The sequence below is a fragment of the Serratia sp. Sp408 genome (assembly GCF_057180665.1).
On sequence record NZ_JBXUFT010000001.1, the window covers coordinates 576,997 to 601,227 of the forward strand.

At 55.9% G+C, this 24,231-nt stretch carries 23 protein-coding genes; 10 read left to right on the forward strand and 13 right to left on the reverse strand.

Going from position 1 to position 24,231, the window contains the following annotated elements; all coding sequences use genetic code 11:
• Nucleotides 1–45 precede the first annotated feature (45 nt).
• Nucleotides 46–2,085 carry a choline transporter gene (locus tag AC2AXP_RS02860; RefSeq protein WP_039992307.1) on the reverse strand — a complete coding sequence of 680 codons (2,040 nt, stop codon included), beginning with the start codon at nt 2,083–2,085 and terminating at the stop codon, nt 46–48.
• A 337-nt stretch (nt 2,086–2,422) separates the two neighbouring features.
• Between AC2AXP_RS02860 and betI the strand changes: the two genes are divergently transcribed.
• The 3 genes from betI to betA all read left to right on the forward strand — a co-directional run bounded on the left by betI (nt 2,423) and on the right by betA (nt 6,389).
• Nucleotides 2,423–3,019, forward strand: coding sequence for a transcriptional regulator BetI (gene betI, locus AC2AXP_RS02865; protein WP_039992306.1), 597 nt, complete (start codon nt 2,423–2,425; stop codon nt 3,017–3,019).
• A gap of 23 nt (nt 3,020–3,042) precedes the next feature.
• Nucleotides 3,043–4,515: a betaine-aldehyde dehydrogenase gene (betB, locus tag AC2AXP_RS02870; protein WP_004965388.1), complete on the forward strand. Its 1,473-nt coding sequence runs from the start codon at nt 3,043–3,045 to the stop codon at nt 4,513–4,515.
• A gap of 209 nt (nt 4,516–4,724) precedes the next feature.
• Nucleotides 4,725–6,389: a choline dehydrogenase gene (gene betA / locus AC2AXP_RS02875; protein WP_273867137.1), complete on the forward strand. Its 1,665-nt coding sequence runs from the start codon at nt 4,725–4,727 to the stop codon at nt 6,387–6,389.
• Nucleotides 6,390–6,495: 106 nt separating this feature from the next.
• Here the strand turns inward: betA and AC2AXP_RS02880 are convergent, their stop codons facing one another.
• The 3 genes from AC2AXP_RS02880 to AC2AXP_RS02890 all read right to left on the reverse strand — a co-directional run bounded on the left by AC2AXP_RS02880 (nt 6,496) and on the right by AC2AXP_RS02890 (nt 9,800).
• On the reverse strand, nt 6,496–8,121 hold the full coding sequence (locus tag AC2AXP_RS02880; RefSeq protein ID WP_004965384.1) for an FMN-binding glutamate synthase family protein: 1,626 nt from the start codon (nt 8,119–8,121) through the stop codon (nt 6,496–6,498).
• Nucleotides 8,122–8,470: 349 nt separating this feature from the next.
• Entirely contained in the window at nt 8,471–9,061 is a 591-nt protein-coding gene (locus tag AC2AXP_RS02885; protein ID WP_039992817.1) for a LuxR family transcriptional regulator, read from the reverse strand.
• Between the two features lie 22 nt (nt 9,062–9,083).
• A complete protein-coding gene (locus AC2AXP_RS02890) occupies nt 9,084–9,800 on the reverse strand; it encodes an EAL domain-containing protein (protein WP_088499629.1) in 717 nt (238 codons plus the stop codon).
• 471 nt (nt 9,801–10,271) lie between these two features.
• Between AC2AXP_RS02890 and AC2AXP_RS02895 the strand changes: the two genes are divergently transcribed.
• From AC2AXP_RS02895 to AC2AXP_RS02910, 4 genes are all read left to right on the forward strand, one after another.
• The gene (locus AC2AXP_RS02895) at nt 10,272–10,829 is read left to right on the forward strand and encodes a fimbrial protein (RefSeq protein ID WP_004965375.1); all 558 of its coding nucleotides are present in this window, start codon (nt 10,272–10,274) and stop codon (nt 10,827–10,829) included.
• 64 nt (nt 10,830–10,893) lie between these two features.
• Nucleotides 10,894–11,622, forward strand: a complete 729-nt coding sequence (locus AC2AXP_RS02900; protein WP_198772804.1) for a fimbrial biogenesis chaperone — start codon at nt 10,894–10,896, stop codon at nt 11,620–11,622.
• A 76-nt stretch (nt 11,623–11,698) separates the two neighbouring features.
• The gene (locus AC2AXP_RS02905) at nt 11,699–14,248 is read left to right on the forward strand and encodes a fimbria/pilus outer membrane usher protein (protein WP_371901464.1); all 2,550 of its coding nucleotides are present in this window, start codon (nt 11,699–11,701) and stop codon (nt 14,246–14,248) included.
• Nucleotides 14,245–15,276 carry a fimbrial protein gene (locus AC2AXP_RS02910; protein WP_004965372.1) on the forward strand — a complete coding sequence of 344 codons (1,032 nt, stop codon included), beginning with the start codon at nt 14,245–14,247 and terminating at the stop codon, nt 15,274–15,276. Before AC2AXP_RS02905 ends, AC2AXP_RS02910 begins: the two co-directional genes overlap by 4 nt.
• A gap of 67 nt (nt 15,277–15,343) precedes the next feature.
• Here the strand turns inward: AC2AXP_RS02910 and AC2AXP_RS02915 are convergent, their stop codons facing one another.
• From AC2AXP_RS02915 to AC2AXP_RS02935, 5 genes are all read right to left on the reverse strand, one after another.
• Nucleotides 15,344–15,802: a helix-turn-helix domain-containing protein gene (locus AC2AXP_RS02915; RefSeq protein WP_004965371.1), complete on the reverse strand. Its 459-nt coding sequence runs from the start codon at nt 15,800–15,802 to the stop codon at nt 15,344–15,346.
• A gap of 197 nt (nt 15,803–15,999) precedes the next feature.
• Complete coding sequence (locus tag AC2AXP_RS02920) at nt 16,000–17,577, reverse strand: malate:quinone oxidoreductase (protein WP_004965370.1); 1,578 nt, start codon at nt 17,575–17,577, stop codon at nt 16,000–16,002.
• A 464-nt stretch (nt 17,578–18,041) separates the two neighbouring features.
• Complete coding sequence (locus AC2AXP_RS02925; RefSeq protein WP_127913611.1) at nt 18,042–18,446, reverse strand: hypothetical protein; 405 nt, start codon at nt 18,444–18,446, stop codon at nt 18,042–18,044.
• 50 nt (nt 18,447–18,496) lie between these two features.
• Nucleotides 18,497–19,201, reverse strand: a complete 705-nt coding sequence (locus AC2AXP_RS02930; RefSeq protein WP_004965368.1) for a glutathione S-transferase N-terminal domain-containing protein — start codon at nt 19,199–19,201, stop codon at nt 18,497–18,499.
• A 76-nt stretch (nt 19,202–19,277) separates the two neighbouring features.
• Complete coding sequence (locus AC2AXP_RS02935; protein ID WP_004965367.1) at nt 19,278–19,961, reverse strand: ArsR/SmtB family transcription factor; 684 nt, start codon at nt 19,959–19,961, stop codon at nt 19,278–19,280.
• A 75-nt stretch (nt 19,962–20,036) separates the two neighbouring features.
• Here AC2AXP_RS02935 and AC2AXP_RS02940 point away from each other — a divergent pair, with 75 nt between their 5' ends.
• Nucleotides 20,037–21,011, forward strand: a complete 975-nt coding sequence (locus AC2AXP_RS02940; protein WP_273867160.1) for a cytochrome P450 family protein — start codon at nt 20,037–20,039, stop codon at nt 21,009–21,011.
• Complete coding sequence (locus AC2AXP_RS02945; RefSeq protein ID WP_004965364.1) at nt 21,008–21,352, forward strand: antibiotic biosynthesis monooxygenase family protein; 345 nt, start codon at nt 21,008–21,010, stop codon at nt 21,350–21,352. The genes AC2AXP_RS02940 and AC2AXP_RS02945 overlap by 4 nt, the downstream gene beginning before the upstream one ends.
• Before the next feature lie 48 nt (nt 21,353–21,400).
• On the opposite strand, the gene AC2AXP_RS02950 is transcribed toward AC2AXP_RS02945, so the two are convergent.
• The 4 genes from AC2AXP_RS02950 to AC2AXP_RS02965 all read right to left on the reverse strand — a co-directional run bounded on the left by AC2AXP_RS02950 (nt 21,401) and on the right by AC2AXP_RS02965 (nt 23,164).
• A complete protein-coding gene (locus AC2AXP_RS02950) occupies nt 21,401–21,649 on the reverse strand; it encodes a hypothetical protein (RefSeq protein ID WP_004965363.1) in 249 nt (82 codons plus the stop codon).
• A gap of 118 nt (nt 21,650–21,767) precedes the next feature.
• The gene (locus AC2AXP_RS02955; protein ID WP_004965360.1) at nt 21,768–22,028 is read right to left on the reverse strand and encodes a biofilm development regulator YmgB/AriR family protein; all 261 of its coding nucleotides are present in this window, start codon (nt 22,026–22,028) and stop codon (nt 21,768–21,770) included.
• A 213-nt stretch (nt 22,029–22,241) separates the two neighbouring features.
• A complete protein-coding gene (locus AC2AXP_RS02960; protein WP_004965358.1) occupies nt 22,242–22,727 on the reverse strand; it encodes a DMT family transporter in 486 nt (161 codons plus the stop codon).
• On the reverse strand, nt 22,724–23,164 hold the full coding sequence (locus AC2AXP_RS02965) for a DMT family transporter (protein WP_004965356.1): 441 nt from the start codon (nt 23,162–23,164) through the stop codon (nt 22,724–22,726). The genes AC2AXP_RS02960 and AC2AXP_RS02965 overlap by 4 nt, the downstream gene beginning before the upstream one ends.
• A 98-nt stretch (nt 23,165–23,262) precedes the next feature.
• Here AC2AXP_RS02965 and AC2AXP_RS02970 point away from each other — a divergent pair, with 98 nt between their 5' ends.
• Nucleotides 23,263–24,198, forward strand: coding sequence for a LysR family transcriptional regulator (locus AC2AXP_RS02970; protein WP_484381407.1), 936 nt, complete (start codon nt 23,263–23,265; stop codon nt 24,196–24,198).
• Nucleotides 24,199–24,231: the final 33 nt, after the last annotated feature.

Consider the following 24,231-nt stretch of genomic DNA (forward strand, 5'->3'; position numbering starts at 1 on the left):
CGGGGGAAAGCGGGGAGAGCGTCGGTTGCTCCCCCGCCATCGGGGTTACATATCCGGGAAGGTCAGGGTATTACCCGGCGCTTCACGATGAATATGCAGGAAATTCAGGTGTTTTTCATATTGGTCAAGAATATCGCCAATCACCTGTTCTTTGCTGTAGTCCATCAGGTCATTACCTTGGGTGCCTTCCATCAGGAAGGTTTCCAGCCGGTAATAGTGTGATTTACCGGAACGGGCGCGGTAGGTGAAGCCCGGCACCGAATAACGCTGCGGCCAGATCTGGTAGACAAAATTCTGTTCTTCGCCCAGACGCACCAGTAATTCCAGATGCGGCAAACGCTCTTCTTCGCTGGGTGGAACCTCGGTAAAATCGACCTTGGCGCCGCGCAGTTCCAGCTCGCGCGCCACCTCCTGCATCGCCGGGCGGCACACCAGATCGAGCATTTTCTGGGTGTATTTGGTGCCCGGGTAGTTCATCACCCGCGACAGGCGCTGTTTCCAGTTCAGCACATCGTTGCTGGATACCGGCGTTGGCGCCGACGTGTTCAGCGCACCGGCCTTGCGGTAATCCTCGACCCGCAGCGATTTGTACAAACCGGCCATCACAAAGAAAATCACGAAGCTGAACGGCAACCCCATGATCACCGTGGCGTTTTGCAGTGCCGACACGCCGTTGGTCATCAGCATGCCGATGGTCAACAGACCGATGGCAATCGACCAGAAGATGCGCAGCCAGTTCGGCGCATCGTTGTTGATGTCGGCCAGGCGCGAGGTAAAGTTGCCCAGCACCAGCGAGCCGGAGTCGGCGGAGGTGACGTAAAATAGCAGACCGGTAATGGTCGCCACCGACGCGCTGAAGGTAAAGGCCGGGTACTGTGCCAGCAGGCTGTAGAAGCCACGCTCAGGATACTGCATCACTTCCTGCGCAAAGCCGATATTGCCGTGAATCACCTGGTACAGCGCGCTGTTGCCGAAGATAGACAGCCACAGCAGAGTGAACACAAACGGAATAATCAGCGTGCCGACCACGAACTGACGGATGGTGCGCCCGCGTGAAATACGCGCCAGGAACAGCCCGACAAACGGCGACCAGGCAACCCACCAGGCCCAGAAGAACAGCGTCCAGTTGTTCATCCACTCGACCGGACGATCGAAGGCGAAGCTGTTGAGCGTCATGCCCATAAAGCGATTGATGTAATCACCGACGTTCAGTACCAGCGCGTTCAGCAGGAATTCGGTATTGCCGAAGAACAGCACAAACGCCATCAACCCCACCGCCAGCCAGACGTTCAACTCAGACAAGATACGAATGCCCTTGTTGACCCCGGAGGTGACGGAAATGGTCGCCATCACTACCGACAGCAGGATCAGCGCCGCCTGAACCGTCAGGTTCTCCGGCAGATGGAACAGCACCTTGAGACCATAGTTCAACTGCACTACGCCAATGCCCAGGGTGGTGGCGATACCGAAAATGGTGCCAACTACCGCGGCAATATCCACGCTGTGGCCAATCGGCCCGTTAATGCGTTTACCAAAGATCGGGTACAGCGCCGAACGAATGGTCAACGGCAGGTTGTAGCGATAGCTGAAGTATCCCAGCGCGATGCCCATCAGCGCGTACATTGACCAACCGGTCAGGCCATAGTGGAACAGCGTCCACACCATGGCCTGGCGCGCGGCTTCCAGCGTCTGGCCCTGGCCTTCCGGCGGCATCATGTATTGGGTGATCGGTTCAGCGACCGAAAAGAACATCAGATCGATGCCGATGCCGGCGGCAAACAGCATGGCGGCCCAGCTTAACAGGCTGAATTCCGGTTTGGACTGTTCTGGCCCCAGCTTGATCGAACCGAAGCGAGAGGCGGCAATGAACACCACAAATACGATATACAACGTCGCGGCCAGCAGGTAATACCAGCCAAAGGTGGTTGAAACCCAATTGAGCGTCCGGGTAAGCCATTGACCGGAGAAGTCGGTGAAAAATATCGTCATCAGCGAGAAGGCCAGTATCAGCCCTGCCGAGGTAAAGAAAACCACCGGATTTAGTCGATCCTGTAGCGGTTTTGAGGAGGTTTCGCGTGTTGTCATCGTCTTCCTCTGGTTTTTAACAACTGAGTAAAATCGAGCACCTGCCGAACAGCCGACAGGGCGCGGTCGACAGACCCGCGGCAATCATTACTTTTTCTTGCCAAATATTGCCGAAGGTGCCGTTAACGCAGCCAGCCAGCACTGCGGGGTGGGAACCGCTTACAGCCACTGATTTTGGTCAGATTCGTTAAATACCTCACAAAAATCAGCCAGTTCCACAACCGAAAAGTACATTTTTGTAACCAAGCGGCAATAAAATATATGCAATTTTTATTGAACGTTCAATCAAAAAAAAGTTTAATAGTTAACGTTAAGACCTGTTTTGAGAGTCGGAGCCATGCCAAAAGTAGGAATGCAGCCGATACGAAGGCAGCAATTGATTGATGCCACGTTGGCTGCGGTAAATGAAGTGGGAATGCACGACGCCACCATCGCGCAGATTGCGCGTCGGGCCGGCGTATCGAACGGCATTATCAGTCATTATTTCAAGGACAAGAACGGCCTGCTGGAAGCCACGATGCGCTATTTGATCAGCCATCTGGGCGAAGCGGTAAAGCTGCGGTTGCAGGCACTGCAAGATAACAGCCCGGCGTCGCGCTTGCAGGCCATCGTCGCCGGCAATTTTGACGACAGCCAGATCAACAGCGCGGCGATGAAAACCTGGCTGGCATTTTGGGCCAGCAGTCTGCACCAGCCGCAGCTGAACCGGTTGCAGCAGGTGAACGGCCGCCGGCTGTATTCCAATCTCAGTGCCGAATTCCAGCGCGCGCTGCCGCAGGCGCAGGCGCGGCTGGCAGCCAAAGGGTTGGCGGCATTGATTGACGGCCTGTGGCTGCGCAGCGCATTGCGCGGTTCCGCCTTCAATCAGGCTCAGGCGCTAGCGCTGACCACCGACTACATCATGTTTCAACTCCGGGGGCATACGCCGCCCTGAGGACTGTAATAAAGGAGAACCTTATGTCCCGTTTTGGCTTACAGAAGCTCTATATCCATGGTGCTTATGTAGACAGTAGCGAAGGGAAAACCTTCAACGCCATCAACCCGGCCAATGGCGAGGTTATCGCCGAAGTGCAGGCTGCCAGCGCTGAAGACGTCAACCGTGCGGTGGCGAGTGCAGCCAGCGGGCAGAAGGTGTGGGCGGCAATGACGGCAATGGAACGCTCGCGGATCCTGCGTCGCGCGGTAGATATCCTGCGTGAGCGCAACGACCAGTTGGCCGAGTTGGAAACGCTCGACACTGGCAAGGCGCTGTCCGAAACCACGGCGGTTGATATTGTGACCGGCGCGGACGTGCTGGAATATTATGCCGGCCTGATCCCGGCCATCGAAGGGCAGCAGATCCCGTTGCGCGATACTTCCTTTGTCTATACCCGCCGTGAACCGCTCGGCGTGGTCGCCGGTATTGGTGCCTGGAACTACCCGATTCAGATTGCCTTGTGGAAATCGGCGCCGGCGCTGGCCGCGGGCAACGCGATGATCTTCAAACCCAGCGAAGTGACATCGCTGACCGCGCTGAAGCTGGCGGAAATCTACAGCGAAGCCGGTCTGCCAGACGGCGTGTTCAACGTGGTCACCGGCAGCGGGGCAGAGGTTGGCCAGTACCTGACCGATCATCCGGGCATTGCCAAAATCTCGTTTACCGGCGGCGTGAAGACCGGTAAGAAAGTGATGGCCAACGCTTCCAGCTCGACGCTAAAAGAAGTCACCATGGAACTGGGCGGCAAGTCGCCGCTGATCGTTTTCGACGATGCCGATCTCGATCGCGCGGCGGATATCGCCATGATGGCCAACTTCTACAGTTCCGGACAGGTGTGCACCAACGGTACTCGCGTCTTCGTCCCTGCGGCATTGCAATCGCAGTTTGAGGACAAAATCCTGCAGCGGGTCAAACGTATTCGCCTGGGCGATCCTACCGATCCGAGCACCAACTTCGGGCCGCTGGTCAGCTTCCCGCACATGGAGTCGGTACTGCGCTTTATCGAAAGTGGCAAAAACAGCGGCGCACGCCTGCTGTGCGGCGGTGAGCGGGTGACCGACGGTGAATACGCCAAAGGCGCATTTGTGGCGCCAACGGTGTTTAGCGACTGCACCGACGAGATGGAGATCGTACGTGAAGAGATCTTTGGGCCAGTGATGAGCATTCTCAGCTACCAGAGCGAAGCTGAAGCGATCAAACGCGCTAACGACACCACCTATGGTCTGGCCGCCGGCGTGGTTACACGCGATCTGGCCCGTGCCCATCGGGTGATTCATCAGTTGGAAGCCGGCATCTGCTGGATTAACACCTGGGGAGAATCACCGGCGGAAATGCCGGTCGGCGGTTACAAGCATTCAGGGGTTGGCCGGGAAAACGGTCTGGCCACGCTGGAACACTACACGCAAATCAAATCGGTACAGGTAGAACTGGGCGACTTCGCTTCGGTCTTCTGATCTCCCCGCCGCATTTCCAACTACAGCGTTAGCAGAGCCCGGTCACTGGTTGCGTCAATGGCCCGGGCTTTCTGACCGCCTGGCGGTAACGCGAAATCCACGGGGGAATAATGCCCCCAGATGTTGAATGAAATCTGGCCTGACCATCATGTGCAGGGCTTTCTGGCCACATTGCGCATGCAGGCAAATAATTATCAAGGAGATAATGAATGGAATTTGATTACATCATTATCGGCGCCGGCTCGGCCGGCAACGTACTCGCCACCCGTTTAACCGAAGACGCCGACGTCAGCGTGCTGCTGCTGGAAGCTGGCGGCCCGGATTATCGGATGGATTTTCGCACCCAGATGCCGGCCGCGCTGGCCTTCCCGCTGCAGGGCCGCCGCTATAACTGGGCGTATGAAACCGATCCTGAACCGCACATGAACAATCGCCGCATGGAGTGTGGCCGTGGTAAGGGGCTGGGCGGTTCGTCGCTGATCAACGGTATGTGTTACATCCGCGGTAACGCGATGGACTTTGACAACTGGGCTACGGCGCCGGGTCTGGAAGACTGGAGTTATCTCGACTGTCTGCCCTATTTCCGCAAGGCGGAAACCCGCGATATCGGGCCGAATGATTACCATGGCGGCGACGGTCCGGTGAGCGTCACCACGCCGAAGACCGGCAACAACGAACTGTTCCACGCGATGATTGAAGCGGGCGTGCAGGCCGGTTATCCGCGTACCGACGATCTGAACGGCTATCAGCAGGAGGGCTTTGGCCCGATGGATCGTACCGTGACGCCAAAAGGCCGCCGCGCCAGCACCGCTCGCGGTTATCTCGATCAGGCACGCTCACGGCCCAACCTGACCATCGTCACTCATGCGCTGACCGATCATATTGATTTTGCCGGCAAGCGTGCGGTTGGCGTCAGCTACCTGAAGGGCGAGGGTAATCGCATCCACAGCGCGCGTGCGCGTCGGGAAGTGTTGCTGTGCGCCGGCGCAATCGCCTCGCCGCAGATTCTGCAACGCTCCGGCGTCGGCCCTGCGCCGTTGTTAAACAGCCTCGATATCCCACTGGTGCACGATCTGCCGGGCGTCGGTGAAAACTTGCAGGATCACCTGGAAATGTACTTGCAGTACGCTTGCAAGAAACCGGTGTCGCTGTATCCGGCGCTGCAATGGTTCAATCAGCCGAAGATCGGCGCAGAATGGCTGTTTAACGGCAGCGGCGTCGGTGCCAGCAACCAGTTTGAAGCCGGTGGCTTTATCCGCAGCCGCGAAGAGTTCGCCTGGCCGAACATTCAGTACCATTTCCTGCCGGTGGCGATTAACTACAACGGCAGCAATGCGGTGAAAGAACATGGTTTTCAGGCACACGTTGGCTCGATGCGTTCGCCGAGCCGCGGCCGGGTTCAGGTGAAGTCGAAAGATCCGCGCCAGCACCCGAGCATTTTGTTCAACTATATGTCCAGTGAACAGGATTGGCAGGAGTTCCGCGATGCGATCCGCATTACGCGTGAAATCATGGCGCAGCCGGCGCTGGATCCCTATCGTGGTCGCGAAATCAGCCCAGGGGCCGACGTCACCAGCGACGAACAGCTGGACGCCTTTATCCGCGAACATGCGGAAACCGCCTTCCACCCGTCCTGTTCGTGCAAAATGGGCGAAGATGACATGGCGGTGGTCGACGGCCAGGGTCGGGTTCACGGCATGGAAGGGCTGCGGGTTGTGGATGCGTCGATCATGCCGCAGATCATCACCGGCAATCTGAACGCCACCACCATCATGATCGCGGAAAAGATCGCCGATCGTATTCGCAACCGCGCCGCGTTGCCGCGCAGCAGCGCAGATTACTATGTGGCGGGCGATGCGCCAGTGCGCAAATAACCCCGATTTTTGCAACATGCCCTCTCGCCGCCGAGGGGGAGGGCAGCCGTAGCAAGCACCCCTCTCCAACGCTCTTCCCTGAGGCGAGGGGGCAATTCCCGTCAATTTATCCTGCCAGCGCAATCACCTGCGCATCAAAACTGTATGGCGTAGCCATGCGCCACATACGGGCATAAAACTCGCTTTCGATCTCTTGCTGCAACAGGGCACCCGGTGCCAGATAATAGTAGATATCGGCATACACCTTGATTTCCGTAGCGGTAATACGGCGCAGCATATGATGTGACGTCAGCTGCTCTGGCCGGCTGATGCCCGCCGCTGCCAGCATTTCCGCCAGCGCTTTCAGCGTATTTTGCTGGAAGTGATAGACCCGCTCGGCCTTGTTTGGCACCACCAATGCTTTCTGGCGCAACGGATCCTGGGTGGCGACGCCGGTTGGACAATGATTGGTGTGACAGCTCTGCGACTGGATACACCCCACGGCGAACATAAAACCACGGGCGGAATTCACCCAGTCGGCGCCCAGCGTCATCACGCTGGCAATGTCAAAGGCGCTGATGATTTTGCCGCTGGCGCCGAGTTTGATTTTGTCACGCAAACCACAGCCGACCAGGGTGTTGTGCACGAACAGCAGCCCTTCGCGTAGCGGCATCCCCATGTAATTGGACAGTTCGAGCGGCGCGGCACCGGTGCCGCCTTCCTTACCGTCGATAACGATAAAATCCGGCAGGATCCGGGTGTGCAGCATCGCCTTGGCGATGGCGACAAATTCCCATGGGTGGCCAATACACAGTTTGAAGCCGATTGGCTTGCCAGCGGACAGCTCGCGCAGTTGCTCAATGAAATGCATCATTTCCACCGGCGTGCGGAAGGCGCTGTGCGATGACGGCGAAATACAATCCTCACCCTCAGGCACGCCGCGGGTGGCGGCGATTTCCGCATCAACCTTTTTAGCCGGCAGTATGCCGCCGTGACCCGGTTTGGCGCCCTGGCTGAGCTTGATTTCAATCATTTTTACCTGTGGGCTTTGCGCCTGTTCGGCAAAACGCTGCGGATCAAAATGGCCATCGGCGCTGCGGCAGCCAAAATAGCCGCTACCCAGTTCCCACACCAGATCGCCGCCGTGCTCGCGGTGATAACGGCTGATGCTGCCTTCGCCGGTGTCATGATAGAAGTTGCCTTTGGCGGCGCCAAGGTTGAGGGCGCGAATGGCGTTGGCCGATAGCGCGCCAAAACTCATCGCCGAGATGTTGAAGATGGACGCCGAGTACGGCTGGCGGCAGTCCGGCCCGCCAATCAATACGCGATAGCTGGCCGGATCGGCCACCGGCACCGGGCACATCGAATGGCCGATGCATTCATAACCGGTCTGGTAGACGTCGAGAATGGTGCCAAACGGCTTGTCACCCATTTCGTTTTTGGCGCGACGGTACACCAGCGTGCGCTGCGTGCGCGAAAAAGGGATCTGTGCGTCGTCTTCCTCAAGCAGATACTGACGCAGTTCGGGGCGGATAAATTCAAACAAGAAGCGCAGGCGACCGATGATCGGATAGTTGCGGCAAATGGCGTGGCGCCGTTGAGCCAGATCGTAAATGCCCAAGGTGGTCAATGCGCCAAAAATCAGGCTCGGCAACCAGAACCACGGCTGTTCGACGGTGCTGAATAAGCAGGCGAGGGTAACGATGATGCTCAGCACAAAGCAGGTATAACGGCTGAATAAAGAGGATTTCATAACATCTCCCGATATTGGTTTTTTAATCCAGACGACGTTGCAGTTGGCGGGGCTGGTCACGCATAAACGCTGCCCACGGCCGTGGGGCTGCCGTGGACGAATGGTAAACAATCGGCTTGTATGTTATGTGGCTGTTACTGCTGGCTCATCATTTGTTACACTAATTTAACGTCATGCGCCAGGCTGGGATTGCCATGGGCTCATGAACGCAGGCGTGGCACCGATGTGGCCGACGCCTGTGTCAATACCGTTGCGCCTACGGCATCATGGTGGTGGAACATCCGATGCGGCGGTGCGTGCGGCAGAGCCGCAGCCGGTTTGCACACCGACTGCGGCGTGGTGCAATGGGTTATTTCGCCGCAACGAAAATCGAGCTCATGCTGCGCAGCCGTAGCTTGCGCATCGCGCTGTATTTCTGCGAGAAAATGGTTTTGGGGTGGGTGCCGCGTTTTTCGGCAATATGCAACAGGCTGTCGCCGCGCAACAGATTGAAGATCACATCGCTTTCCGCCGGGCTGAGCTCGCGGGTTTTTTGTACCCGGATCCCGCCCGGTGCCTTGCTGTCCAACAGCTGCTGCAATTTTTCCTGCAACGAATAAAGTGGCATGCGGGTAGAGACCAGCTCAACGGAAATGCCCAAAATCGACAGCAGTTTCACCACCCGCTCGTCATCATAGAACACCAGGATCCGCGTTTTGCTACGGTATTGCTGATGCATCGCCACCAGGCTTTCAATCACGTTGACGCTTTGTTCCAGATTCTGCGAGGTAAAAATCAACGCAATATCATGCCTTGTTATTTTTTCCGCCTTCGAACCGCCACGCATAAAGTCTGAAAACAGGCGCAGATCGTACTGGCCATAATTTTTTTTCAGCAATACGGACAGCCCAACGTAACTGTACTTACACTCACTGATTACAAGGACACTATTTTTCGACATACTGGTTAACACCATAAATGAGTTAAAAGTATTCAGCGGTAAGAAGCGAGTTTAAATCCTTGATATTGGACTCCTTCCACAGCTTTCCCTGCAATGCGTAATAGGGCATTTCATCCAGCCATTTTTTATGGTCGGTGGTTTCCACGCCTTCAATAATCACTTTGTAATGATTCAAGTAAAAAAAACGCAATAACGCGCGCATCAACCCTTCACCGCCGGGTTTTTTCATAAAGTTCCACAAGAGAAAACGGTCTAGCTTAACAAAACGGAACTGGCTGTTATAAAGCGCGGAAAATCCGGCGTAGCCAGAACCAAAATCGTCGAGCCAGAATGAATAACCGTTCAATAGCGGATCGCCATGAACCCGATCTTTTACCAGACGCGTGGCGCTTTCACTGATTTCAAAATGAATACAATGAACCGCCCTGATTCTTTCAGCCAACTGGCTGCTGGCTAATGAATGCAGCGTAGCGTCATCGACGTTAAGCGTGACGATGACTTGATTTTTATCGAACCAGCTTTGGTATTTCTCAATCAGTTCTACCTGTTCCAGCAAAATCCCGACGCGCATTGCACTATCGGCATGCTGGAAAAACTGCTCGGGAGAAAAGTGCGCATATTCACTGTCAAACGTGAAGCGTGATAAGCATTCGACAGCCAGCAGTTGCCCCGTTCTTCCAAACATTGGCTGGAAAACAAAATAAATTCCGTTATTTTTCGATCTAAAAGAACCCTTCATTTCCCAATCCTTGGATTGAATTTTAACTGACTGTTTTTGATGGTTAAATAAATTAACGGCGCGTATTTTATAGGTAATATTCTTATATTTTCGGCCCGCTTGGCGACGCGGTGTTTTTCGTCAACAAAATGCATGCCGACTCGCAATGTCAAAAAATATCAACGCGTTACAATGTGTAACTTTACGGGATAATATCCTGATTTTAGGGGCTATTACTGATATCTATGACCTGTAAGCTTTTCAAAACACAGATTATTCCTATTCCGTTGAATCGTCAACATCGATCGATAGGTATTTGTTGATAGTTTATTCCTATCAAGGAGGGTGTTATGAATGTTTTAAACGATTTAACAATAAGAATCCGCTTAGTTTATATTTCGCCGGCAATGGATTCATCGGGCTTCATTCCTGACAAGGAGTAGCATCGTTGAATGTACTTAATAGTTGTATTAATTCATCGAGAGTCTAAATATGAAAATCACCAAATTGTCTGCTGTATTGGCATTGGCAGTAAGCACTGCTGCAATTTCTTCTTTCTCGGCGCAGGCTGCGGATGGCACTATTACTTTTAATGGCAAGGTTACTGACCAGACTTGTACTATTAGCACCCCAGGCGGTAAAGATTTCACCGTAACTCTGCCAACCGTTTCTTCTTCCACTCTGGCAGCGCAGAGCGCAACAGCAGGCCGTACTCCATTCGCTATTAACCTGACTCAGTGCTCTAAAGGCCAGGTTGCAACCTATTTCGAACCAGGTTCAACCGTTGATTTCAACACCGGCCGTCTGAATAACCAGGCGCAGGCTGATGCGGCAACCAACGTACAAATTCAACTGTTGGGGAGCAATAACCAGTTCCTGCCAATCCTGGCGGCGACCAATAACGGCGCTCAGGCTAACTCCCAATGGGTTACCGTGGCTAACGAAGGTGATTCTGCCGACCTGAACTATTATGCTGAATATTACGCTACCGCTGCTGCGGGCGCGGGTGATGTGACGTCTAACGTGCAGTACACCATTATCTACCAATAAGTAATATTCTTAATTCTGGCGGGGAATATATCCCCGCCAATATTCCCTACCTCAGTGATAAAAAATGAAAATGTCATTTAAAAAATACAGTGTATTGCTGGTTGCAACGCTTTTCAGCAGCAGCGTTTTTTCCAGTGTCATTATCAACGGTACGCGTATTATTTATCCGGGAAAACAGCGGGAAGTTACCGTTCAATTAACCAATAACGGCCAGTCTCCGGCCCTGATTCAATCCTGGATCGACGAAGGCAATCCGCAAACCACGCCGGAAAACAGCAAGGCGCCGTTTATCCTGACGCCACCCATCAGCCGCGTAGAGCCGAAAACCGGCCAGGCGCTGCGGGTATCGCTCACCAGCAGCTCGCTGGCGCAAGACAAAGAATCCCTGTTCTGGTTGAACGTGCTGGAAATACCGCCGGCGCCGACCGGAGCCAAAGACAGTGCGCCGGAAAACTTCCTGCAAGTGGCGTTTCGTACCCGCGTGAAGCTGATCTATCGCCCGGCAGGTTTGAGCGGTGAGGCCAACGATGCCCCGGAGAAACTGCAATGGCGCTTTAGCGCCGCCGGCGTCAGCATCAAAAACCCAACGCCGTATTACGTCTCGTTCACCGAAATCAACGCCGTGGTTAACCAGAAAAAGCTGCCGTTAGCGCCACACGGCGACATGCTGGCGCCAGGCCAGGAAAAAACGCTGGCGTTCTCGGGTGACAGCACGCGTATCGCCGATGTGGAATTCACCACCATCAACGATTTTGGCGGACGCGTAACACGGACGAAAAACAAACAAAAGTAACTCTTGGAACAGCGCCTCGGGCCGCTGCGCAAGCGGATGGCGGAGTGAGCTTAATTTGGTAAAGGAATGCTTATATATGAAAGAGTTACCTCTATCAGCCGCGGTAAGAACGGCATTATTCACTTATCTTCCCTGCGTTATTCAGGCGGCATCGTTATTGGCGTTGCCGGCGCTGGCTCGCGCCGCCGCGCCTGCCGCCGAAAAGCCGGCTGCGCCGGTCGAGGCCACGTTCAACAGTAACTTTTTGATCGGTGATGCTCAGGGCGTTGACCTTTCGCGTTTCCGCGACGGCAACCCGGTATTGGCCGGCAAATATTCATTGGATATCTACGTCAACGGCGAATGGAAAGGCAAAAAGAACGTTGAGTTTAAAAACGTGCCGGGTAAAAACAGTGCCGACACCTGTTTTTCGCTGCTGGCGCTCGACGAGTTTGGCGTGGATACCGCAGCGATGAGCAGCGACCCAACGGTGTCGACCTCCACCTGCCAGCCGCTGGGGCAGTGGATCCCGGAAGCGTATTACCGTTTCGATACCAGCACCCTGCGTCTGGACATCAGTATTCCGCAGGCGGCGCTGCGCCGCACCGCGCGTGGCTATGTCGATCCCAAGTTCTGGGATCGCGGCATTACCGCCGGCAGCCTGTCGTATAACTTCAACGCCTTCAACACCCACAGCTCCAGCGGCAGCAACAGTCAGGATTCGACCAATGCCTACCTGACGCTGAACGCCGGGTTAAATATTGCAGGTTGGCAATTGCGCCACGATTCCAACGTCAACTGGCGTTCGAAGGAAAGCACCCATTGGCAGAACACCGCCACCTATGCCCAGCGCGCCATTCCGTCAGTACGCGGCATGCTAACGCTGGGGGACGCTTATACCAACGGCGACTTCTTTGATTCCATCGGTTTTCGTGGCGCTCAGATCGCCAGCGATGACCGTATGTTGCCCGATTCGCTGAACGGCTATGCCCCAGTGGTACGTGGCGTAGCGCAGAGCAACGCGCTGGTGGAAATCCGTCAGAACAATCAGCTGATTTACCAGACCACGGTCGCTCCCGGCGAGTTTGTGATTAACGATCTGTACCCCACCGGCTACGGCGGCGATCTGAACGTCACCATCAACGAAGCCGACGGCAGCAAGCGCCAGTTCAGCGTACCTTATGCCTCGGTGGCACAGATGCTGCGCCCGGGCATTGCGCGCTATGCGCTGACTGCGGGCCGAGTACGCGATGATAATTTGAGCAAGGAGCCGGAAATGCTGCAGGCGACTTATCAACGCGGGTTCACCAATATTTTCACCGGCTATACCGGCGCCACGGTCAGCGATGGCTACAGCGCCGTGCTGATTGGCAGCGCGGTGGCCACCCCGGTCGGCGCCTTTGCCCTCGACGTGACGCAGGCAAATACCCGCCTGAAGCAGGGCGATCAGTCAGGCCAGAGCTACAAGCTCAGCTACAGCAAACTGATGAGTGAAACCAATACCAACTTCACCATCGCGGCTTACCGTTATTCCACCTCCGGCTATCTGTCGCTACGCGATGCGCTGTATTCCCGCGACAACGAACGCAAGGGGCTGAGCGCCGACGCGGTTAACCGCCAGCGTAGCGAATATCAGCTGACGCTGAATCAGGGACTGGGTGACAGCTGGGGATCGCTGTACATCACCGGTTCGGTGCGCGATTACTGGAACCGTGGCGGCAGCACCAAGCAATACCAGGTCGGTTACAACAACTTCTTTGGCCGCGTGACCTATGGGCTTTCCGCCATGCGCACCACCGATGCCAACAACCGCGACGAAACGCGTTATTACCTCAACTTCTCGGTGCCGTTCAACGTTGGCTCGCAGATGCTGAGCCTGAACAGTTCGCTGGGTTACAGTGATAACGGCTATGACAGCAGCCGTATCGGCGTTAACGGTTCAACCGGCGAAGATAACAACATCAGCTACAGCGCTACGCTGGCGAACGATCGCACCGGCGGCACCAATACCAGCGTCAGCGGTGAATACCGTAGCCGCTTCTCAACGCTGAACGGTTCCTACAGCTATGGCAAGGATTACCGCCAGTCTTCGGTCGGCGCCTCGGGCAGCATCGTGGCGCACAGCGGCGGCGTGACCATGACGCCGCAGCGCGGGCAGACCATGGTGCTGGTAGAAGCGCCAGACGCCGCTGGCGCGATTGTCACCAACTCGCCGGGGGTGCGCATTGATAACAATGGCTATGCGGTGGTGCCTTACGTCGCACCATACCGCATGACCAATGTGACGCTCGATCCGAGTGGCATGTCGCGCGATGTCGAGCTGGAAAGCAATAGCCAGCAAATTGCTCCGTATGCGGGAGCGATTGCACGTCTTGAATTCAAGACCAACAAAGGCCAGGCCATGGTGATCCATGCATTGGCGCCAGATGGCAGCGCATTGCCGTTCGGCGCGGAAGTGCTGGATACGCGTAACCAGGTGGTGGGGATTGTTGGCCAGGGCAGCCGTATTTATCTGCGCAGCGAATCGCAGCAAGGATTATTGCAGGTTAAATGGGGTACGCAGCCAACGCAGCAGTGCTCCGTCAGTTATCGCGCTACAGCCAACAACAGCGCCGACTACGAATTTATCGAGGCAAGTTGCAAATGAAAAACCGTATCCGCACATTGGCCCATCTGGGCAAGCGTGCCCGGCAGGCCGCGCTGTTGCTGCTGCTGTGCGCCGTGGGCCCGCAGGCTTATGCCACCTGCTATGTCACCACCAATAACCCGCAAGACATCATCATGAACGTCGGTCGGGTGTTGATTACGCCCACCACCAAGGTGGGAGACGTGCTGGCCACCGGCAAGTTCGACATTCGCCGGGACAACAGTATCTCCTGTTCTGGTCGCAGTACCCTGTACGGACGGATTTTGCAGGGGGGACCAAGTACCCTGAGCGATAAAATCTGGACCACCAACGTGCCGGGCGTCGGTATTCGTCTTTATCGCCAGATCGGCACCCAGGAAGGAGCCTATTATCCGCATGAGCTCTACCGTAACGGCGGGGTGTATCTGGCGGAAGGCTATTTTGTGGTGGAAGTGATCAAGATTGCCGAACAAACCGGTACCGGCTCGTTGGCGCCGGGGCAATACTCCACGTACTATGTTGATGGCAGCGGCCCCTCGAGGCCGATCCTGATTTCTCACGTATTGGCCAACAGCATCACCATCGTTACCTCGTCGTGCTCGGTCGACACCGGTTCGAAAAACAAGGTGATCAACCTGGCCACCGTGCCGTCCGCCACGTTCAGAGGGGTGGGCAGTACCGCAGCCGAGCAGGATTTTTCTTTGAACATCAACTGCGTTGGCGGGACTGGCACCGAGTTTCTGCCGGGCGGCGGTGGAGAAGGGTTGGTAAACGTACGCTTCGACTATACGCCGGATGGTTCCAACGCGCCGGGCGTGCTGAAGTCGTTGCAGGATACCAACGCGGCAAGCGGCGTTTCCGTGCAGTTGTTGAACGGCAGCACCTCGGCGCCGATCAAAAACGGTGAGTCGGTCTATGCCGGTCACACCATCGCCAACCAGACCAATACCATCACGCTGCCCCTCAAGGCGCGTTACTATCAGACCGGCACCCGCATCAAGGGGGGGGTGATTAAATCGATCGCCACCTTCACCATCGAATATAACTGATCGGCGGCCAGAAGGTTAAAAAGCCAATGCGGGCAACCGTATTGGCTTTTTTGACGTCGGCGTGAACTCAGTGCTGCCCCATCCAGCTATTGCACTTGCCGTCGACGCATTTATTGGCAAACAGCAACTGCAAGCCGGGCGATTCGTGGTGATGTTCCTGCAGCGGTTTGGCCTGCAAAGGTTGCGCGTCGACCACGTCCCAACGGGTGGTGCGGCGGTACACCGCCGGCGTTTTGCCAAACTGTTTCTTGAACGCGCGAGAAAATGAAGGCTGGGAATCAAAATGGAATTGCAAGGCGATATCCAGAATCGGTCTAGGGGTAGAGCGCAGCGCCTGCGCCGCCTTGGACAGACGTCGTTCACGGATGTAGCTGCCCAGCGCGTGGCCGGTAGTACTACGGAACATACGTTGCAAATGCCACTTCGAGTAGCCAGACTTGGCCGCCACGTTATCTAACAACAGCGGTTGATCCAGATGAGTTTCAATCCAATCCAGCAAGTCGTGAATGATATTGGCGCGATCCATTATTTAAATTCTCCCGCAGGTACGACATTCAGGTCACAGCAGATAAGTCTAATTATCCAAGTTCGTTCTTTGATAATAGGTGCGCAATGGCGGTTATGCAAGCGTAAACTTGGTAAATGGCGGTAGCGAAAAATGCTCCGTCAGCAGCAGGGGAATAAAAAAGGCCGCACGTGGCGGCCTTGGGCTGAAGCGAAAACTCAGTGGGTTTCCGGCTTCACATCGATATAGTTCAGCTGCAATACGTCACTGGTGTAGCGACGGATCTTGTTGGTCATTTCCACGTCGCCGTTCAGCTTGCTGCCGTAGGACGGGATAATTTCTTTCAGCTTACCCTGCCATTCCGGCGTGGCAACTTTATCCTTGAACACTTTTTCCATCAGGTGCAGCATGATAGGCGCAGCGGTTGAGGCGCCCGGTGATGCGCCCAGCAGTGCAGCTATGCTGCCGTCCTGAGAGCTGACCACTTCGGTACCGAATTGCAGTACGCCGCCTTTATCCGCATCTTTCTTGATGATCTGCACGCGCTGGCCTGCGGTCCACAGCTTCCAGTCTTCCTGCTTGGCATCCGGGTAGTATTCTTTCAGCGCGGCGAAACGGTCATCGTCGCTCATCATCAACTGGCCCAGCAGATACTTCACCAGATCAAAGTTGTCCAGGCCAACGTGGGTCATCGGCATCACGTTTGAGCTGTTCATGGACAGTACCAGATCAAACAGCGAACCGTTCTTGAGGAATTTGCTCGAGAAGGTGGCGAAAGGTCCGAACAGCAGTACGCGCTTGCCGTCGAGCATGCGGGTATCCAGGTGAGGAACCGACATTGGCGGTGAACCGACGCTGGCCAGGCCATAAACCTTCGCCAGATGCTGGTTGGCAACCGCCGGGTTGGAGGTGACCAGGAACTGGCCGCCAACCGGGAACCCACCGTAACCGTCGGCTTCCGGAATGCCGGATTTTTGCAGCAGGTGCAGCGCTGCGCCGCCTGCGCCGATAAAGACGAACTTGGCGTTAACGGTGGTTTCCTGCTCGCCATTTTTCAGATCGGCAACGGTAACGGCCCAGGTATTGTCCGGGTTGCGTTTGATATCGCGCACTTCATGGCTCAGGTTGAGCTTGAAGTTTTTGTCCTTTGACAGGGAGTCTACCAGCTGGTGAGTGATCACGCCGAAGTTGACGTCGGTGCCGAGCGGCATGCGGGTGGCGGCAACTTTCTGCGTCGCATCGCGGCCGTTCATTGCCAGCGGCGCCCACTGTTTGATTTGCGCAGCATCTTCCGAATATTCCATACCACGGAATAAGGTGCTGTGTTGCAGGGCGGCATAACGCTTGCGCAGGAAGTTGATGTTGTCATCTCCCCAGACAAAGCTCATGTGCGGTACGTTGTTAATAAAGCTTTTCGGGTCGCGCAGGATATTGTTTTTAACCTGATATGACCAGAATTGACGGGAAATTTCGAATGATTCGTTCACCACCACGGCTTTGCTGATATCAATGCTGCCGTCTTTTTTTTCCGGGGTGTAGTTCATTTCGCAAAATGCCGAATGGCCGGTACCGGCATTATTCCAGCCGTTCGAGCTTTCTTCTGCCACGCTGTCCAGACGCTCGTACATGTCGATGGTCCAGTTCGGCTCCAGCTCACGCAGGTAAGTACCCAGCGTGGCGCTCATGATACCGCCGCCGATCAAGACAACGTCAACGTTTTTGTTTTCTGCCGCTACCGCATTTTGGCCCAGGCCAAACAGGTTAAGACAGAAAAACAGGACGACTAATTTTCTCATTAAATCAAATCTCTTGTGTGTAAATTCTCTACATCTGCAGGTGAAAAGAATTAGCGGGATTACCCTGGAATACGTGAAAGGCATGACGCGGCGGCTAGCGAAATAGCCATGAAAATCCTTTTGGTTAATAGGGTATTTAACGAAAAGCGATCTGATTGCCACGATGTCGCCGTTTAATTGTGCGATTCACGTTTACGGACGGGGTATTATTGTTTGCAAGAATGTTAAAAACTACTTTTGTAACTAAAAAAAGTTTTAATTCGGTAGGCAGGGTAGGGGTATTGGTGCAGTAATAAGCGGTTTAGCGTGATTTCGCGCCGGCTTGCGTTAATTAACGCGGCCACCGTGCGGTAACGGGGTTATTTAGCGTCATCTCAGCGCAATTAACGGTAAATGGCAATCGCCAGACGGTAACAAAAAGAAAATACCGTTTATCTGCTCGATAAACGGTATTTTCCCGCGGATTATGGCATTGTCTGTCGACAGTGGCCATGCAGCAGGCTGGGGAACAGTTTTTCGGCTTTGGCATCATCCAGTGCAATACGCAGATCGGCGGTATCCAGCGGCTGCTGAATCATCACGGTATTGATCCATTGCTGATTGATATACAGCGCCATTTGCTGTTTTACATGCTGCCGGGTAAATGCGGTCAGCCGTTTGCCGGCCTCGGCAGTCAAGGTAATCTCCAGCAGGCGTAAATCAGGTGAAGCCTGCTGCGGCTCTATCAGTCTGATGCTGGCCGCGGTGAAATCGCAGGCCGAATCCAGATGGAACGGGGCTATCGCATCTTGCGCCTGCACCGTTGGGCTGATGAGCGACTGAGCCAACAGCAAAACGGCCCCCAGCACCGCTATTCGACATCTAAACATGGTTATCCCTCTCATGAATTAACCGTCGCTGATTTATACCGCTGAGCGGGTCAATCGCGCGCCGGGATCAGCAATCCGCGCTGTACCGCCGGGCGTGCCAGCCCGCGAGCCAGCCAGGCTGCCACCTGTGGGAAGCTGTCGAACTCCACCAATTCCCGCGCCTCATAGAAGCCTATCAGGTTGCGCACCCAGCCGAGCAGTGAAATATCGGCGATGCTGTACTCGTTGCCCATGATCCACTCGCGGCCTGCCAGTCGGGTTTCCAGCACGCCGAGCAGGCGTTTTGACTCTTTCTGATAGCGTTGCAGCGGGCGCTTGTCCTCATACTCACGGCCGGCGAACTTGTGGAAGAAACCGAGCTGGCCAAACATCGGGCCGACCGCCGCCATCTGGAAGAACACCCATTGCAGAGTTTCGATTCGTTGTACCGGATGGTCGGACAGCAGTTGGCCGCACTTTTCTGCCAGATACAGCAGGATGGCGCCGGATTCAAACAGCGCCAGCGGCTTGCCATCTGGCCCGGCCGGATCGAGGATCGCCGGTATTTTGCCGTTCGGGTTCAGCGTCAGAAATTCTGGCGTCCAGGTTTCGTTGTTGCCGATATCAATCAGATGGGCTTCGTAAGGCAGGCCGATCTCTTCCAGCATGATCGACACCTTGACGCCATTGGGCGTTGGCAACGAATAAAGTTGCAGCCGCTCAGGATGCTGCGCCGGCCAACGTGTGGTAATCGGGAATTGGTTGGGATCAAACATGATGGTTCCTCACCGTTTGCGGGTTCAGGTTAAGCGTACCGTTCAAGTATTGCAGTAAAGCTAACGCAGTCCATCATCACAACGCCAGACCAAAATGCGCCATCAGCGCCTTTTTGCCGGCGGTTGTCAGTTGCAGTTCGCGACCGTCGAGCCGTTTACGTAACCAACCACGTTGTTCAAAGGTGGCCAGCAGCGCCGCACCCAGCGCACCGCCGAGATGCTCGCGCCGTTCGCTCCAGTCAAGGCAACCGCAGGCAAAGCGCCGGCGGGAAGGCGTTGGTGCGCAGTTTACGCCCAACTGGTGCAACGCCGTGCGGCCGGTTTCGCTGAGTTGATAGTCGCTGTCTCCGTGCAGCCATTGCAGTTCAAATAGCCGGTTGTGCAATTTTACCGCCACTTCCCCGGCCATATGGTCATAACAGGTACGGGCGAACTGCAGTGAGTTCGGCGTACTGCTTTTGACCCGCGGCCGCTCGACGCCGGCCAGCGCCATCAATGATTCCAGCGTGGTCGCCACGGCGTTGCCGGCCAGGCGGAAATAGCGATAGCGCCCCTGTTTGACGCAAACGATCAGCTGTTGTTGTTGCAGGCGCGCCAAATGGCTACTGGCGGTAGACGCAGCCACCTCTACCGCCACGCTGAGTTCGGTGGCGGTATAGGCGCGACCGTCCATCAGCAGGCACAGCATGCGCGCGCGGGTACGGTCGGCAATGGCGGCGCTCAACGCCGCCAGTCGGTCTTCGATATCTCCGTCATGCATATTTCGTTCCTCAGCGAAGCGTTGCGGATGCGCTGAGTTTAGGCTGGCATCAACCGATCAACAAGGAGTATGCCAATGAGTCATTGTCCTTTTCATCTGACTGATGCCCAACGGGTGCAGGCCGCGCTGAGTCATGCCGAACTGACGGTACGGCCGTGGCAGCAGCCGGTACCGCTACCGTTGATCGACACGCCGGCGCAGAGCATTTTTGCTGCCATGGTGCGTATGCGCGACGGCGAGGTGCACCGGGGGCTGAAGATGGCGGTCAGCCAGGCGTTGGCGGATATCAGTGCGCAGCAGATTGAACAGCTTACGCGACACGTCGCGCAGCAGCTGGCGCCACAGATGCCTGACGCCGAGGCGCTGACGCGGTTCAATTATGCGTTGCCGGTGTGCGTGCTGGGGCTGGCGTTGGGGATTGAACCACCACACTGGGTCGCGCTGGTGGATGAGGTGCTGGATTTTGTGCGTTGTATCGCGCCAGGGGGAACGCCAGCGCAAATGGCGAGCGGGGCGGTCGCCGCTGGCCGGTTGTATCAACGGGTCAGTCAGGGGCAGGGGCCGCTGTGCGTCGCGCTGCTGAACCGTTGCAGGCAATACGGTAGCGACAGGCACAGCGCGCTGGCCAACGCGGTGGGTTTGCTGTTCCAGGCCTGTGAAGGCACCGCGGGGCTGATGGGGTTGGCATTGCTGGCCGGCGCCGCTACGGTCGTCAATGCAGAAACCGCCATTGAGCAGGTACTGCGCGATACGCCACCGATCCAGAACACCCGGCGCTTTGCCGGTCGCGACGGCGCGTGGCTGGCAGGGCAATGGCTGGCGGCTGGGCAAAGCGTACGGGTGCCGCTGTACACGCCGCAGGCCAGTTTCGCCTTCGGCCATGGCGCTCATCGCTGCCCAGGAGAAGGCTGGGCCACCATCATCGCGCTTAACGGCCTGCACCATCTGGCGGCATTGGAGATCGACCGCCGGCTGCTGCTGCATGTTCGCTGGCGCGAGTCGCAAAATGCGCGCGTCGCTGAATTTTATACTCTGGAGGAACAGCCATGATTGCAGTTATTTTTGAATTACAGGCGGCCGACGGCCAGCGCGACGGCTATTTGCAACTGGCTGCCGAACTGAAACCGCTGCTGGCGCAGATTGACGGCTTTATTTCAATCGAACGTTTTCAAAGCCTGGCCGAGCCGCAGAAATTGCTGTCGTTGTCATTCTGGCGCGACGAGGCGGCGGTGCAACAATGGCGTAATCTGGAAGCGCACCGGGTGGCACAGGGGCGAGGTCGCAGTCAACTGCTGGCGGATTATCGTTTGCGGGTAGCGCAGGTGGTCAGGGATTACGGGCTGGAACAACGCGAGCAGGCGCCGGGCGACAGTCGGCAGCTGCATGGTTGAGGCGCTGAAAACCACAGCCCGCCATATGCGGGCTGAAGCTGTACAGGGTTATTTGCGGGTGATGATTTTACCCAGAATGAAACCTGCACCGGCGGCAATCAGCAATGCGGCCAGCGGTGACGATTTGGTTTGATCCTTCACCGATTCAATCACGTCATCCACGGTATAGGCGCCGCGTGCGAGCTGTTTGCGAACTTTACCTTTGAATTCGTGCTCAGGTTGGTCAAAGGTTTTGCCAAACTGCTCCTGTCCTGCGCCGATGGCTTCATCGATCTTGTCATTAGCCTTATCGAACATATTGCCTCCTTGGTTTAGGTCAGCCCGGGGCGGGCACAGTTTTAAAGGTAGTTGAGAACGCGGGTCGCCGCGCGATTAAAATGTGTTCAAGTATTGCATCGACGCCGATAGAAACGGTTTATTGCCCTGCGGCGTCGGCATTTTTTATCAGCAAATGCTCCAGAACCAGTCGATAGTTGTGGAGCTGGCGTTCGTCCGACTCCAGTTCCAGTTTATGTACCAGTCGTGCCACCAGGGTTTTATTGGATACCGGCTGTCCATCCTGCACCATTTCGCTGACCAGGGCAGTCAGGGTTGGCGCATGCTGCCTGGTTTCGGCATCGGAGGTATTGAAGTACTCGCTAATTTCTTTGGCCGTTTGGCGAATGCTGTGCCGCATGATCGTTCTCCAACATGAAGGGGTCTTCACTCGCTGTGCTAAGCCCGGCGGTCACGGCGCCGGAAAATAAAACCACTGGAGGCAAAAAGAGTTATCGCCTCCAGAGGCGATGCAACTGCACCTTTCGTTACAGGGATGTGGCAATCCCCGCGAGTAAACTTATACAACAAGTGTTGATTTGTACAATATGTTGGCAATCAATTTGTGCTGTTTTTAAGCGCCGCCGGCCTCAGACGCCGTTTCAGCCCGTGGTTTGGCCGGTACGTTGCTGCGATAGATCAGCACCAGTGCCACTGCCAGACAAAGCAGCGCCAGCGCACGGTTAAGGGAAAACGGGATTTCCGCATTGCCCAGCCAGCCAAAGCTGTCGATCAGTACGCTCATCGCCAACTGGCCGAAAATCACCGCCACGGTGGCTACGGCGGTGCCGATGCGCTGTACCGCCAACACCATAATGATGATGTAAGGCACGCCAAACAGGGCGCCAAGCAGTTGCCACTTAGGAACGCTCAACAGGGTGGCGCTCATCGGTTGGGCGAAAAACAGAATCAGCAACGCGGTGACCAGCGCGCCGAGGAAAAAGGTGAGAAACGCACTTTTCAGCACGCCGACGCTCTGGCCCAATCGGCCGTTTATTGCCGCCTGCATGCTTAATACCGCACCGGCCAGCACCGCCAGCATAATCATGATCAATGTCATAGCTTGTCTCCTGCGATCAGTGCCAAGGCTGCGATGATAAATACCAGCGCCAGCATACGTTTGCCGTTAACCCGCCGTGCCGGGGTACCGAACCAGCCAAAATGGTCGATCAGCAGGCTTTTACCCACCTGTCCGGCCAGTATGGCGATCATCGTCATGGCAATGCCGATGGTGGGTGTCGCCAGGGTCAATACCACCACGTATACCGGGCCGAGAATGCCGCCCAGCAGTTGCCAGCCCGGCTGCGCCAGATAGGAGGGCGCATTGCGTGGACCGAAGAAGATCACCAGCAGCAGAGACAGCACCGCGCCGACGCTGAAAATACTGAAGGTAGCCCATAAATGGCCGACTTCGCCCCCCAGCGGCCCGAGCAGACCGGCTTCCACCGACAGTCCCATGCCACCTAATACCACCAGTGCGATCAAGACGATATTCATCAATTGTTGCTCCAAAAAAACCAGTCGCACACTGTAGGCTGTTGCATCGTTTCGAAAAACAGCATAATAAGAGAAACAGCTTTGCAGGATTTGCACAAATGGAAGACTTGCAACAGATCACTATCCGCACCATGCGGTTGTTTGTGGCCATCGTCGAACTGGGGAACTTTTCTGAAGTGGCCCGGCGAGAAGGCATCGCCGCCTCCTCGGTTTCGCGGGTAGTACAGCAGTTGGAAAGCGCCTTGCAGACGCAACTGCTGTATCGCAATACGCGGGCGGTAGTGCCGACCGAAGCCGGGCGGCTATTTGCCCGTTACGCCCGCTCGATGCTTGATCAGATGAACGAAGCGCAGTGGGAATTGCAGCAACAGGAGCACGAGCCGAGCGGGCTGGTGCGGCTCAATGCTCCGGTGGTGTTTGGCCAGCGGCACATTGCGCCCTGGCTGGCGGAGTTGGGCGAACGGTTCCCGCAGCTCAACATCGAACTGATGCAAACCGACGAGTTTATCGATCCTCACCGTGATGCCACCGATTTGCTGTTTCGTATTGGCGTGCTCAACAGCTCGACTTTGCATGCGCGGGTGTTTGCCACGCCACAATATCATCTGGCGGCCAGCCCGGCGTATCTGGCGCATGCACCCGCGCTGATGCAGCCCGCAGATCTGTATCAACACAACTGTCTGGTCTATCGCGGCTTTACCGGGCCGCAACGCTGGTTCTTTCTCGATAGCGACCAGCGTTGGCAGCCGCATACGTTCAGCGGATCGCTGACCTCGAATAATGCCGAAACGCTGGTCAGCGCCGCGCTGAACGGCATGGGGATGGTGGTGTTCCCGGACTGGCTGATTGGCGACGCGTTGAAGAACGGCACGCTGGTGCCGGTTTTGCCGCAGTTTGCCGTGTCCACCACGCTGGAGCCGCAGGCGATCGCGGCCATCTATCCCAACGCCCGCCGGCCGCCATTGAAGGTTCGTGCGGTGATTGACTTTTTCGTCGAGAAATACGGCTCGCCGGCCTATTGGCAATACCGCTGAGCGCCGTGGGGCTGACAATTTAGCCACCCAATG